We start from the raw sequence: 13,201 nt of genomic DNA on the forward strand, positions 1-13,201 counted from the left end.
AAACAACGTTAAATTGCCTTCACTCATGCGACTCGACACCCATAGATACTCGCAAGGGCCGAAACCTCCCTTTCACCTGCTCCTGCGGATCCAACCCTATTTACCGACAATTCCACCAGAGAAATCATCACCTGAATCTCCAGTGCCCTATTTCACTCCGCGCTATTTAAGTAGTTCGAGGGGAAAAGCGCACGCTGCGCCTGTTCATCCAACGCCTTCTTGAACACATGGTCCTTGCCGGCAATGAAAAAGTTGTCCCCTTAAGGGGACATCGCTTGGGACCAGACGACGTAAAGTCGTCTCCACATCCAAGGGCCTTGAGCTCGAACAAAAACAATCAGGAGACGCATTACTATGCATCAGCCCGACAGCGAGCCACGACGCTCGATCTATTACAACTATCAAGTCTTCCCCGCCTACACTGCCAGCGTCGGATCCTCGCACATCGAGCGAAAACCCGTCGTGGTGGTTGGTGCAGGGCCGATTGGCCTGACCACTGCATTGGATTTGGCCCGCTACGGCATCCCCTGCGTGGTGCTGGAGTCAGAACTGCAAGTAAGCGAAGGCAGCCGCGCGATCGTTTTCACTCGCCGCTCGATGGAAATTCTCCAACAGGTGGGCGTGGCCGAGCGTGTTAGTGAAGCGGGACTGCCGTGGGGCTGCGGTAATTCGTTCTACCGCAACCAACTGGTGTTTCGTATGGAAACCCCGCAGGACCCGGATGATCGCTACGCGCCAATGACCAACCTTCAACAACCTTACCTAGAGCAGTTCCTCGCAGAGGCGGCCGAGGCTAACCCACTGGTGGAAATCCGCTGGGGTAACCGCGTCACAGCACTGGAACAGCAAGCTGATTTCGCCCGCCTGGAGATCGATACCCCAGCTGGCAGCTACCACCTGGATGCTGACTGGGTGGTGGCCGCCGACGGCGCCCGCTCGGCGATCCGCTCGCTACTCGATCTGAAACTCGAGGGTGCCTCCTATGAGGGGCACTTTGTGATTGCCGACATCAAGATCGACCTAGGCCTGCCCACCGAACGCCTGGCCTATTTCGACCCAGTCTGGAACCCCGGCAATACCGTATTGATGCACCGCGAGCCCGGCAATATCTGGCGCATCGACTACCAATTACCAGCCAATGAAACCCCTGAGCAAGCGCTGCAGCCTGAATCGTTGCGCGAGCGAATCAACGCTCAGCTGGAGATGGTTGGGATCAAAGAGCCACAATGGGAAATGGACTGGAGCTCGGTGTACTCAGCTCGTGCCCTGACCCTACCGGAATACATCCACAATCGAGTGATATTCACGGGAGACGCCGCGCACCTGCTGCCGATTTTCGGCGTGCGTGGAGCCAATACCGGCTTCCAGGACTGCCACGATCTGGTGTGGAAACTGGCCTTAACCATCAAAGGGCTGACAGGGTCGAAGCTGCTCGGCTCGTACACAGAGGAACGGGTCCGCGCCGCGAGGGAAATCATCAGCGAGGCTGGCAAAAGCACGCGATTTATGGCCCCGCCGACGCCCGGCCACCGCCTGGTGCGTGATGCCGTGCTGTCGCTGTCGCTGACCCAGGAGTTCGTCCGTCCGCTGTACCACTGGCGCACCTCGCGGCCGCACGACTACGCCGAATCGGTGCTCAACAGCCAGACTGACGACAATGATCGTTTCAGTGCAGGGCCACGCAACGGCGCACCGCTGCTCAACATCAAACTGGCCGAAAACGATTACCTGTTCGACCGCCTTGGCGCTTCCTTCTATCTCCTCTACTTCACCGATGGCACGTCCATTCCGGACGATCTCCTGGCGCAGGCACAAGCCATTCGCAGCAGCGGCGTGCCATTCCAGATCATCGCTGTTGCGCAAAACGTGCAGACCAGCATCAGTGGTGCAGACCAGCTGATCGAAGATACCTCCGGCCATATCCGCAGTAAGTACGGTGTCTCGCGCAACGGAGCCTATCTGGTTCGTCCCGACCAGCACATCTGCGCCCGCTGGCAGCAGCTGTCTGCCGAGCAACTGCACACCGCCGTCGAAACCGCCCTGGGCAAGAACTGAGAGGAAAAGCAATGAACACACTGACCGTACACGATCTGGAGCAGGTCTACGACGTGCTGGCGGATGCTCTGGATCAGGCCACCCCGGCCAAGGCTGAGCTTTTTCTGGTCAAGCTGGCGCTGCTAAGCGCCCAGGCACTCGGCAATGCCCACACATTTACCGAGCTGACCCAGTCGGCACTACAAGACCTGTAACAGCATGACGAGCAGCGGCCTGCCGAGAACTCCCAGGCTGCTATACAAACATGGATAGCCGGCGCTGATACAACGACTTGCATAGCTCTACCTAATAATAACCAGGAGCTAAAATGCATCAGAATTCTGCACATACTCCAATGATCGAAATCGCCAGCAGCGCCCAGCAACAGGTAATAAGCAAGGTGTCCAGGCACCTGCTTTGGTTCCTGTTCCTGTGCTTTGTGCTGTCCTTTCTCGACCGCATCAATATCGGCTTTGCCGGCCTGACCATGATGGGCGATCTGGGGCTTAGCAGCACACAGTTCGGCATGGCCACCACGCTTTTCTACATCGCCTATATCACCTGCGGCATTCCCAGCAATATTGCCTTGGCAAGGGTTGGCGCGCGCAAATGGATAGGAAGCCTGATGATCGCCTGGGGCCTGGCCTCCACCGCGACACTGTTCGCTACCGATGCCAACAGCCTGTACCTGCTGCGGGTTCTGGTCGGCATCACCGAAGCCGGCTTCCTACCCGGCGTGCTGCTGTATCTGACTTTCTGGTTCCCGGCCGCATACCGCGCACGAGCCAATGCCCTGTTCATGATAGCCATGCCCTTTACAGCTGGCTTCGGCTCGGCCATCTCGGGACAGATGCTGAGTCTGAATGGTACATGGGGCCTGCACGGCTGGCAGTGGCTGTTCTTGCTCGAAGGCATGCCCTCGATGATCATGGGCTTTGTGGTGTTCTACTACCTGAACGACAAGCCTCATCAGGCCAGTTGGCTGGACGCCGAGGAAAAACACCATCTACAGCGGGCTCTGGCCGCGGACATCCCGGCGGCAAGCAATGCTGCGCAGGAAAACTCCGTCAGTCTGCTGCGCGAAATGTTCTCGCCCACTGTGCTGCTGTTCAGTCTGGTGTATTTCTGCCTGGTCAACACCCTGGCCATGATCGCCGTCTGGACCCCGCTGATTATCAAGAGCATCAGTGCCGTCGGCACCAGCAACAGCACCATCGGTTTTCTGGCCACCGTTCCGCAGGTATGCACCATCGTCGGAATGATTCTCTGGGGACTGCACTCGGATCGTACCCAGGAACGCAAATGGCATCTGGTACTGCCCATGCTGCTCGCCGCAGCCGGCTGGATGTTCGCCGCCTATGCCGGTAACCCGCTAGTCCAGTTGCTCGGCGTATGCATGGCCGCCACCGGCTCCTACACCGCCATGTCGATCTTCTGGACCACCCCGGACCAGGCCATGAGCTTCAAGGCACGCGCCATCGGCATTGCCATGATCAACGCCGTCGGCAACATCGGCTCGGCACTCAACCCGCTGGTGGTGGGTTGGCTCAAGGACTTGACCCAGAGTTTCACCGCCGGCATTGGCTACGCCACGGTTCTGCTGGTAGTCGGCTCGCTGCTGATCTTCCTGCTACCCATCCCCGCACCAGCCAAGAGCACCACCCGCCCGCCTACTAGACGGTGAAGCCGGCCGATTTGTTGCCAGTGCTGGAGGACCAGGGGCAGATCCTCACCCAGTCACTGGCCATCATCGAATACCTGGAGAAAAGCGATCCGCAGGGTGCCACTGCGGGCGAGCAATACCAGCGATCGCGCAAGCATTCGCGCCATTACCCTGACCATTCTGCGCGTCCTGTAGTGCCTCAGCTCACTGCGGGGCCTGGACGACGCACAGAAAAACAACCGGATGCAAGCTGAGTCACTGAGCTTCTTGTCCCAGGCAAAAGCCGCTACAGTGCCTGCTCCAGTCCATTCTCTGGATGGACTGGAGCAGGCTGATAAATACAAGAAAGCGCCCATCCAAGTGAGCTTCAGGAGTGCACGATGCAATATTGGCCCTTGCGAGTATCCAATACCGATTTCCGCCTGAATGTCGACCAGACGGTCAGCTTGCTGACCCGCGTGGGTGAGCGACAAGGCAAGATGCTGGCAGGGGACATGCTCAAGCTGGTCAGTGCCAAGGTGCCATTGGCCCAGTGCACCATTTTCGCTTATGCCCCCAATCGCAGCCCGCAAATCATCTCCTTCGCTGACCGCGCCCGCATGATGCCGCTGTCGAAAATCTCCAACAATTACGCTGAACGCTTCTACAGTCTGGATGGCAACCAACAAGCCATGGCAACGCGCACTACCGCCTCGCCTTCCGAGCGCATCCTGGTGCAACGCCAGTCGGTCGAGGATATCGTCCATCAGGACTATCGGCGCATCTGCTACGAGCTGCCACAGATCTCCGAGCGGGTCGCCCTGCTCACCCACTGCGACGGTGACCGCTGGCTGTCAGTCAATTTCTATCGTGGTCGCGAACATGGCCACTTTTCTGTCAACGAGATCGACTTCGTTGAAGCCGCGGCGCCGCTGGTAATGCAGATCGTCCGATTGCATTACCGTGCCTATCTCGAAGCCAATGAGATGCCGGCACTCCTCAGCGAACGGGTGATAAAAATGCACCAGGAACTGACCCGACGCGATCAGGAGTTGCTGCAGTTAATGCTCGCCGGTTGCGACGTCGAGACCATAAGCTCGAGCATGGGCATTCAAGGCTCCAGTACCGCCACCTACATCAAGCGCCTGTACCGCAAGCTGGGCATTTCTGGTCAACGCGAATTGCTCGCGCTGGCCAGCCAGCCCAAGTGGCCGATTGTGCTTCACTGACGCCCTCGGCAGTTCCACCCGTTTGAGCCCGTCATCGGTGACATCCAGCACGGCAAGGTCGGTGATGATGCGGTGACAACATGCCTGCATAGCCACCAGGATCGACAGGTTGATATGGCCGCCGCTGATCATAGCGAAGCTGGCCGCGCTGTCGAAGAAACTGCTGCCTGCCTGTGAACACCGCCTTGACGGTAGTGGCGTTGTCAGGATCATGAGCACTCATACAGCTGTGCAGCGGATAGCCGCCCGGCAAAAAGCCTCTACAGATTGATGTGCATGCATGGACATATCGCACTAACTTCATCATTTGCGTATTCATGCGAACCAAGTTGCGTCAAGCACTCTGGCTCGCCTTTTCTCGCTGACCGACGGTCTTACTGGAACATCGTCCGGTAGCTGCCATCGTGCATCCAGGCCGCATGCTTGGGCGCACGTTTGGTCTGCGCCCACTCCTCGAGCATGTCCCACTTCACTTTGTCGAGCGCCTCGAGCATCTTCGGCGAGCCGGTATTGACAGCCAGCTCCAGACGATGGCCGCTGGGATCAAAAAAGTAGATCGACTGGAACAGGGCATGATCGGTCGGCCCTATGACCTTAATACCAGCTGCATCCAAGCGCTCCTTGGTGGTAAGCAGTACCTCCATGGACTCGACCTCCAAGGCCAGATGCTGGGTCCATCGCGGAGTGTTAAGGTCATACCCCATCTCCGGACGGGTGGGCAGTTCGAAGAAAGCCAGCACGTTGCCCATACCGGCATCCAGGAAGATATGCATGTAGGGATCGGCTTCGCCGGTCGAAGGCACGGCATCTTCAGCAATCGACAGCACCAGCTTCATGCCCAGGTGCTTTTCATACCAGCGGGCGGTTTCAAATGCGTCCTTGCAGCGATAGGCCACGTGATGGACTTTCTGCACGATCGGAGTCATCAATTTCTCTCTTGCTCAGTGGTCGGTGAGGGCTCTCTAACTCGAAAAAGAGCTCTGCGGCGAACGCAAAGTTTTGCTATTCGTAATCAAATTACGCTAACCGTAACTTTCGTATCATGGAGCGTCAAGCGCTAAAATTCGCCTCCCGACACGACGGCAGGAGCAGCCATGACCTGCGAAACCGAGCGCCAAGGTGGGTACCGACATACTCAAGGAGCTGCCGAACTGGCACCGGACATCTCGCTATCGCGGTCCCGCCAGCATCGTCACCGCGCCGCTGCTGACCAGTGAGTGGTCGAGCAGTCCCGGGCGCGGATAAACCCTCGCAACGTTTGCATCTCAGAATCAAGGGTGAGCTCACCGTCATCCTCACACCATTGGTGATGTGCTCACTACCCGTAACGCGAGACCTTCATAAGCGTCCAGAGTGATGGTGAATTCGCCTTGCTCGGTCAGATCCCCTTCGACGCGTTCATTGATGATGTCAACGACCGGGCCGGAGGCGATGTCGGGCAGGTGCAAGGTCTCGACGACGGGTTCAGCACTGAAGTTCAGTGCCGTAATTTGGGTGCCCTTCCCGGCCGGCAGTTCGTGAACCATGATCAACAGACCCGAATGCTGTACATCGGGGATCAAAATCTGGCGACTGGCGGCGATGTCATACGCGCGGCGCACGGCCAGTATTTTTTTGAGCTGTGAAGCGAAGGAGTCAGGGCGCTGCAATTGACTGACCAGGCTGCCGTACAGCGTCTTCGGACGCGGCATATTACCGGCGGAAAACGCTGCTTCCGGGTCGAGATCAGCCAGGTCGTAAGCACCCCGATGAATCCAGCGCGTATCGCCGTCCTGCATCAAATGCTGGACCTGTTCGGCCGGCAGCGTCAGCGCACCCACCAGATCCCAGCCGGACAACGCGAAAACACCGGGCTGCATAGCGTTGTACATCACCAACAGCAAATGAATGTGCTGGATCTGCTGAATATCGGCCGCAGTAATCGCGTCCAGATCGCGAATGCCCAAGGCCGCCGTAATAATACTGGCCGTCGTGCAGGAAACGCCGTTCGTGACGAACTTGAGATTGTAGGGTGCGTGCTCCCCGGCCAGCCGTTCGTACATTTCTTCGCGGATGTGTTCGCGCAAGATATTTCCTGGGAAGGTCTGCCCCTGATAGTGGTAGGTGTCGTGAGCGTGCAGCGTCCAGAAATGCACCAGTTCAAGGGTCAACTCATCATGGTTTTGCAGCGCGTGGATCAGCGAAGCAGGATCGATCCCAAACACGTGAACCTGACGCAGCATCAGGCGCAGGAATTCCGTAGTACCGGTCAGCAGCGCGTGTTGGTAAGCCGGCCGGGTAATGAAGTCATAGGACAGATCGGCACCGCCGTGGGACATGGCGGCAATGTCATCCAGGGTCAGGTTCAGTTCCTGAAAGCTGAACCCTCCGGCTTTACGGATTGCCCCACCCAGCAGCTGATTACCGGTGATCGACAGCGGGTGGCTCTCTGACCAGGCATTGCCTTCAGCCTTGCGCTCGACCCCGAGAAAACCATTGGCGTCGAGACGTAATACCCGTGCGCCCATGACATCGATTGCATGCAACGCATCGCCGATGATCATCTGTTGTGCGGCAAAGCTTGGGTCCAGCCAATTGAGTGATGGCTGCCCTTCTTTGAAATAGTGCAGATAAACCCAGCGCCGATCCTTTCCGTCCACGCCCTGAACCACAGGTGTGGCACTCCAATCGGTGTCCTTGATGCCCGGCTCGAAGAAGATTACCCGCTGCAATTGCCCAACGATGTAATGCTTGTCTTTGAGGCAATCGACGATTTCCGGCGAGAGGTTAACCGCATCCCGACCGTGCGGGATGTCAGGTAACAGGTGCCAGTCTTCTTCCCTGATGTCGACCATGTGGTAAAGGCCCGGGTAGTCTTCATAGGCCATTTCAGCCAGACGAAAATCGGCGCCCTTGCCGGTGTGAGAAGGGATCACATCGTCAATGATGACGGCGTTATGCGCTGCGGCGATGCGACTCAAACGTTGAAACTGCGCGTCGGTTCCCAGCGCTGGATCGATCTCGAAACTGATCCGGTCGAAGTTGCCATCGATGCTCGGCGTGCGCACGCGTCCTTGCAAGCCACCGGAGGTTTTGAGCGGTCCGTTGTGAATGCCCTGAATACCGATTTCAGACAAGGCGTGCCACAGCGTTTCATCGCCCAGCGCCTCCAGTACAGATCCGCCCTCGCGGGTCACAATCGACGCCGGGTAAGCGGTGAACCAGACCGACGCAATGGCCGTGGCATCTCGAGGGCGAGCCTGCGCATAAGGCCTCTGCCAGAGTCTGCCCTGCCCCGAATACAACTTGGCGCGCTGCTTGGCGGCATTTAGCATCGATTGCTCAACCAACCACTCCACATACTGCTTGTCCGGGGTCGTCATCTGTTCAGTCACTCCCTCTTAAAGGTGGATTGGAGAAGGACGCCTAAAGCGATATGAGCATCCCTGAGCCAATCCTGCCTGCGCTACTGCCTACTTCTATGAGCGCCTACAGCAGCAAACGTTGCATCGCTTGTGGTATTGCACACGCAGATCGCGATGCAGCACGTGATGTGCTAAAGCTGTGCCTTTGCTTTGTTTATCGGATTGCCGTATGAAGTTCCGACTGCAAAAAATAGCCACCGCACCGTTTTGTCCGCCCGAAGTGGCGGGCTCGGTTGCTGTCGATTCCAGCGCATCCTTCTGGAAGCGCGCGTTAAAGTTTGCCGGGCCGGGATTGCTGATCTCAATCGGCTATATGGACCCTGGCAATTGGGCGACGGACATCGAGGCCGGTTCGCGATACGGCTACACTTTGTTGTTCGTGGTCTTGCTGGCGAGTCTGGCGGGCATGGCCGTGCAGTGCCTGTGTTCACGGCTAGGGATCGCCACCGGACGTGACTTGGCGCAACTGTGCCGCGAGCGCTACAGCACGCGCTCGGCGCGCACCCAATGGGCGCTGGCGGAAATATCGATTATTGCGACCGATCTGGCAGAAGTGCTTGGCTGCGCCTTGGCCTTTCACCTGTTGCTGGGCTGTTCACTGACCGTCGGCATCGCCATCACGGCGTTCGACACGGTGTTGGTCCTGGCGTTACAGAACCGTGGTTTCCGGCGTCTGGAGGCCATTATGCTGGTACTGGTGTTGACCATCGGCGCCTGTTTCTTCGTTGAACTGATGCTGATCAAACCTTACTGGCCTGACGTGTATCGCGGGTTCACACCGTCGATGTCGGCCCTCAGCGGCGTAGCCCCGTTGTACCTGGCCATCGGTATTATCGGCGCGACGGTGATGCCCCATAACCTGTACTTGCATACCTCAGTGGTGCAAACCCGGCTGATTGGCAAGGACCTGGCCAGCCGCCAGGATGCCGTGCGCCTGGCGCGGATCGACACCCTCGGTTCACTGGCACTGGCGTTTCTGGTCAACGCGGCGATTCTGATTCTGGCAGCGGCTGCGTTCAATCAGACCGGGCACACCGAGGTCGTGGAGATTCAAGATGCCTACCACCTGCTTGACCCGTTGGTCGGCGGCGGTCTTGCCAGCATGCTGTTCGGTATCGCGTTGCTGGCGTCGGGGCAAAGTTCGACCTTTACCGGCACCATCGCCGGACAGGTGATCATGGAGGGCTATTTGAACCTGAGGATTCCCTGCTGGCAGCGTCGCTTGATTACCCGAGGGCTGGCGCTGATCCCGGCGTTCATCGGCGTCTGGCTGATGGGCGACGATGCGATCGGCAAGTTGCTGATCCTGAGCCAGGTGGTCCTCAGTCTACAATTGCCTTTTGCCTTGTATCCGTTGATTCGAATGACCAACGATGAACGCCTGATGGGGCCCTTCGTCAATCGCCTGCCCACGCGCCTGCTGGCCTGGGGTCTGTTCGGCGTGATCAGCGCGGCGAACACCTGGCTGATCGCGCAACTGCTGGCCTGAAGATAAGCGCCACATTCCGCAACGTTCCGGGCAGCCCACAGCGCCGCTGTGAATAACGGTTGTCGAATAAATAACCCCGGAGGCGCCCTTGCACGGATGGCCAAGAAACCGGCACTCTTGCGTCTCAACGGCGCGCAACCGTTTGCCTGCCAGGTAAACCAGAATGCCTGATTTAATCAGTTGTACCCGGAGCGTAGTCGGTAATGGCCCACCCCAGCCCCCTGAAATCCCCCAGCGCCAGTCATAAGCTCTCATCCCTTGAGGCGCGCGGCATGGTCGCCATCCTGCTGGCCATTGCCTTGGCCACCCTCGATACCGCGATTGCCAATACCGCCCTGCCCGCCATCGCCGCCGACCTGAACGCCTCGCCTGCGGCGTCTGTGTGGGTAATCAATGCTTATCAACTTGCCGCAGTGGCGACGCTGCTACCGTTTGCCGCGCTCGGCAGCATTGTCGGGCACCGACGGGTATTTATCGGAGGGTTGATACTGTTCATCATTGCATCGGCGCTGTGCACCTTGTCCTGGTCATTGCCGAGCCTGACCATCGCCCGGGTTTTCCAGGGCCTCGGCGCCAGCGCGATCATGAGCGTCAATGCTGCGTTGATCAGCGCGATTTTCTCCCCTGGGCACCTGGGCCGAGGCTTGGGCATGAACGCCCTGGTCGTGGGCGTGTCATTTGCAGCGGGCCCCACCGTGGCATCCATGGTGCTCTCTGTCGCGAACTGGCCCTGGCTGTTTGCGATCAACTTGCCCATCGGCGGATTCGCGCTGTACTTCGCCTGGTCTGCCCTGCCGGCAACCCGACTCAGCGACCAACCCTTCGATCGGGTGACGGCGATGTTGAACGTCATCACCTTCGGCGCCTTGATCTTCGCCCTCAGCCAGGCGGCGCAACTTGAGTCGATGAGCAGCGTGCTGATCGCCCTGTGCATCTTTATCGTTGGCGGCGCCACGATGCTGCGGCGCGAAGCCGGCCATCCAGCACCAATGTTTCCGCTGGACCTGCTTAAACGCCCGCTATTTGCCCTGTCCGCGCTGACAGCGGTCTGCTCGTTCGCCACCCAGGGATTAGCGTTCGTGTCCCTGCCGTTCTACTTCGAAAACGTCCTCGGACGCGACCCGGTACAGACCGGCTTCCTGATGACGCCCTGGTCAGTCGTGGTCGCGCTGATCGCACCTTTCGCCGGCAGGCTCTCTGATCGCTACCCACCCGGCCTGCTCGGTGGCATTGGCCTGGCGATGCTGTGTGGGGGCATGATTTCACTGACGATGCTGCCTGCCAACCCCAATGCCTGGGACATTGGCGTGCGTATGATGCTCTGCGGCCTGGGCTTCGGCTTCTTCCAGGCACCGAACCAAAAAGCCCTGCTCACCAGCGCGCCGCCTCAACGCAGCAGCGGTGCCAGCGGCACCATCGCGACCGCGCGATTGATCGGCCAGGCGACGGGGGCGGCACTGGTCGCCCTGAGTTACGGGATATCCGGCGCGCACGGGCCCGTGCTGGCATTAACCATCGGGGCCTGCTTTGCGGCAGTGGGGAGCATCGCCAGCAGCCTGCGCCTGATAACACCCAACACCGTTAGCCTGAACGTCGAGCGCCATAACGATCTATAACGCCATTTAGCGCCGGGTTTATTGCGCGGGTGACCCGGTAAGCCTCACTACAACACAAAGCGCTGCACCATCCTGTTCAAATCAGTCGCCAGCATCGACAGCGCCTCGCTGGCGACGGTCGTCTGCTGTGCCCCTGAGGCTGTTTGCGTCGACAAGTCACGAATGCTGCTCAGGTTGCGGTCCACTTCGTGGGCAACGTGCGCCTGTTGTTCGGCGGCGCCGGCGATCAATACGTTGCGTTCGCTGATGGTCGAGGTCGAGGTGATGATTGCTGCCAGCGCCTCGCCGGTGGCTGCCGCCTGTTCCAGGGTCACGCTGGCTTGAGTAGCGGTAAGGCGCAATGCCTCGGCGGTCTCCTGGGTGCTTTTTTGCACGCCGTTGATCAGTCCTTCAATTTCGCTGGTGGAGGCGCTGGTGCGTTGCGCCAGAGAGCGCACTTCATCGGCAACTACAGCAAAACCGCGACCTGCTTCGCCTGCACGCGCCGCTTCGATGGCGGCATTGAGCGCCAGCAAATTGGTCTGATTAGCAATCGCCCGGATGACGTCAAGAATCTTGCCGATGCTCAGGGTACGCTCGGCCAGCCCTTCGGCCTGGTGCGATGAATCCAGCACATTACCGGTCAGTTGTTTGATCGAGGCGATGGTATCGGACAGTCGCAGCTGACCCTGGGCCGCCGCCTGATTCGATGCCTGGGATTCGGTCGAGGTATCACTGGCGTTGCCCGCCACTTCCACGGCCGCCTGGCTCATCTGATTGATGGCAACGGCAGCCTGCTCGATTTCATCGTTTTGCAGTTGCAGATTCTGCGCGCTGGTTTGGGCGATGGAACCCATCTCGATCACGGACTGCGCCAGTTGCGTTGCCGCTGCACCTATCTGGCCAATGGTGCCATGAAGGTTGCTGCGCATGCGCCCCAGCATACTGAGTAATTGTGCGGTTTCATCTTGACCGTCGGGAATGGACTGCGGGCTGAGGTCGCCCTCAGCAATGGTGCTGGCGATGTGCAGTGCGTGGCGTACCGGTCGGATAATGCTCACGCTCAGGCGCCAGGCTAAAAACAGAGTGAGGACCAGCGCCAATGCGATCGCGCTCAGGGTGATGATCCAGGCCTGACGGTAGCTATTGCCTGCTGCCTCGACTGCCGCTGCCGCGCTTTGTTTATTGAGCTCGCGCAGCAGTTGCACCTGCATGTCCATCAGGTCGCCCTGCATCGACAAGGTGGTATTGACCAAGAGGCGCGCCTCGTCCATTTTCCGTTGTTCGACCAGGACTATTTCATCCTGTAGGCCCGGGGCGAAGGCCTTGTAGGCATCCTGCAACGCGGTGATTGAATCGCGCTCGGTGCTGTCGGTCACGTGTGCAATATAATCGCCGAAACCCTTTTCGACTTCATTCTTGAGTTGCTCGACGTTGATCTTACTGGTGACCACCTCACTGGGATCGTCCGCGTTGGCGAGCACGTGTGACGTCTCGCCGCGCAGCTTGACCAGATCGATGGCAAGGGCATCGGCCATGGCGATGCTCGGTAGCGCGCCGCTTTCAACCGCTTCGCCCTGACTGCGAATGCCCTGCATCTGCCACAGACAAAACGCCCCCACGGCCACCAACAGCACCGCCGTAATGCCGAAGCAGCCGACTAATCGTTGAGTGATATTGAAACGACGCAGCACAGCCGTCTGAGATTGCTGGCGGGAAAATCGAGGCAACAACTTATTCACGGCTGATCAAACCTCATCAACGGATACACCGGAGAGACGGTTATAAGGCCGTTATGTGATGCCTTT

The 13,201-nt window shown here is 58.8% G+C and carries 10 protein-coding genes and 2 pseudogenes; 7 read left to right on the plus strand and 5 right to left on the minus strand.

Annotated elements, in window-relative coordinates; translation table 11 throughout:
- Nucleotides 1-354 precede the first annotated feature (354 nt).
- From AC1ME2_RS03785 to AC1ME2_RS03805, 5 genes are all read left to right on the plus strand, one after another.
- Entirely contained in the window at nucleotides 355-2,055 is a 1,701-nt protein-coding gene (locus AC1ME2_RS03785; protein ID WP_480439412.1) for an FAD-dependent monooxygenase, read from the plus strand.
- 11 nt (nucleotides 2,056-2,066) lie between these two features.
- Nucleotides 2,067-2,249, plus strand: a complete 183-nt coding sequence (locus tag AC1ME2_RS03790; protein ID WP_480439413.1) for a DUF2783 domain-containing protein — start codon at nucleotides 2,067-2,069, stop codon at nucleotides 2,247-2,249.
- Nucleotides 2,250-2,362: 113 nt separating this feature from the next.
- Nucleotides 2,363-3,718: an MFS transporter gene (locus AC1ME2_RS03795; protein WP_480439415.1), complete on the plus strand. Its 1,356-nt coding sequence runs from the start codon at nucleotides 2,363-2,365 to the stop codon at nucleotides 3,716-3,718.
- Nucleotides 3,715-3,951, plus strand: coding sequence for a glutathione S-transferase N-terminal domain-containing protein (locus AC1ME2_RS03800; RefSeq protein ID WP_480439417.1), 237 nt, complete (start codon nucleotides 3,715-3,717; stop codon nucleotides 3,949-3,951). The genes AC1ME2_RS03795 and AC1ME2_RS03800 overlap by 4 nt, the downstream gene beginning before the upstream one ends.
- Nucleotides 3,952-4,077: 126 nt before the next feature.
- A complete protein-coding gene (locus AC1ME2_RS03805) occupies nucleotides 4,078-4,905 on the plus strand; it encodes a helix-turn-helix transcriptional regulator (protein ID WP_480439418.1) in 828 nt (275 codons plus the stop codon).
- Here the strand turns inward: AC1ME2_RS03805 and AC1ME2_RS03810 are convergent.
- From AC1ME2_RS03810 to treS, 4 genes and pseudogenes are all read right to left on the minus strand, one after another.
- Nucleotides 4,814-5,073: pseudogene (locus AC1ME2_RS03810) on the minus strand (hypothetical protein); the annotation flags it as partial. The gene AC1ME2_RS03805 and the pseudogene AC1ME2_RS03810 overlap by 92 nt on opposite strands.
- A 22-nt stretch (nucleotides 5,074-5,095) precedes the next feature.
- Nucleotides 5,096-5,224: pseudogene (locus tag AC1ME2_RS03815) on the minus strand (homogentisate 1,2-dioxygenase domain-containing protein); the annotation flags it as partial.
- A 55-nt stretch (nucleotides 5,225-5,279) separates the two neighbouring features.
- Nucleotides 5,280-5,831 (minus strand): VOC family protein, encoded by a 552-nt coding sequence (locus AC1ME2_RS03820; protein ID WP_480441980.1) that lies wholly within the window; start codon nucleotides 5,829-5,831, stop codon nucleotides 5,280-5,282.
- A 369-nt stretch (nucleotides 5,832-6,200) separates the two neighbouring features.
- A complete protein-coding gene (gene treS, locus AC1ME2_RS03825) occupies nucleotides 6,201-8,267 on the minus strand; it encodes a maltose alpha-D-glucosyltransferase (RefSeq protein ID WP_480439419.1) in 2,067 nt (688 codons plus the stop codon).
- A 211-nt stretch (nucleotides 8,268-8,478) separates the two neighbouring features.
- On the opposite strand from treS, the gene AC1ME2_RS03830 reads away from it, so the two are divergent.
- Both AC1ME2_RS03830 and AC1ME2_RS03835 read left to right on the plus strand, forming a co-directional pair.
- Nucleotides 8,479-9,798, plus strand: coding sequence for an Nramp family divalent metal transporter (locus tag AC1ME2_RS03830; protein WP_480439420.1), 1,320 nt, complete (start codon nucleotides 8,479-8,481; stop codon nucleotides 9,796-9,798).
- 272 nt (nucleotides 9,799-10,070) lie between these two features.
- Complete coding sequence (locus AC1ME2_RS03835; RefSeq protein ID WP_480441982.1) at nucleotides 10,071-11,414, plus strand: MFS transporter; 1,344 nt, start codon at nucleotides 10,071-10,073, stop codon at nucleotides 11,412-11,414.
- A 47-nt stretch (nucleotides 11,415-11,461) separates the two neighbouring features.
- Here the strand turns inward: AC1ME2_RS03835 and AC1ME2_RS03840 are convergent, their stop codons facing one another.
- Nucleotides 11,462-13,087: a methyl-accepting chemotaxis protein gene (locus tag AC1ME2_RS03840; RefSeq protein ID WP_480441984.1), complete on the minus strand. Its 1,626-nt coding sequence runs from the start codon at nucleotides 13,085-13,087 to the stop codon at nucleotides 11,462-11,464.
- Between the last annotated feature and the right edge of the window lie 114 nt (nucleotides 13,088-13,201).

It is taken from the genome of Pseudomonas sp. ASL9, assembly GCF_056680335.1.

Bases quoted from the DNA above. Each gene is read 5' to 3' on its own strand.
- AC1ME2_RS03785 (WP_480439412.1), top strand. From the start codon at position 355: ATGCATCAGCCCGACAGCGAGCCACGACGCTCGATCTATTACAACTAT.
- AC1ME2_RS03790 (WP_480439413.1), top strand. From the start codon at position 2,067: ATGAACACACTGACCGTACACGATCTGGAGCAGGTCTACGACGTGCTG.
- AC1ME2_RS03795 (WP_480439415.1), top strand. From the start codon at position 2,363: ATGCATCAGAATTCTGCACATACTCCAATGATCGAAATCGCCAGCAGC.
- AC1ME2_RS03805 (WP_480439418.1), top strand. From the start codon at position 4,078: ATGCAATATTGGCCCTTGCGAGTATCCAATACCGATTTCCGCCTGAAT.
- AC1ME2_RS03820 (WP_480441980.1), bottom strand. From the start codon at position 5,831: ATGACTCCGATCGTGCAGAAAGTCCATCACGTGGCCTATCGCTGCAAG.
- treS (WP_480439419.1), bottom strand. From the start codon at position 8,267: ATGACGACCCCGGACAAGCAGTATGTGGAGTGGTTGGTTGAGCAATCG.
- AC1ME2_RS03830 (WP_480439420.1), top strand. From the start codon at position 8,479: ATGAAGTTCCGACTGCAAAAAATAGCCACCGCACCGTTTTGTCCGCCC.
- AC1ME2_RS03835 (WP_480441982.1), top strand. From the start codon at position 10,071: ATGGTCGCCATCCTGCTGGCCATTGCCTTGGCCACCCTCGATACCGCG.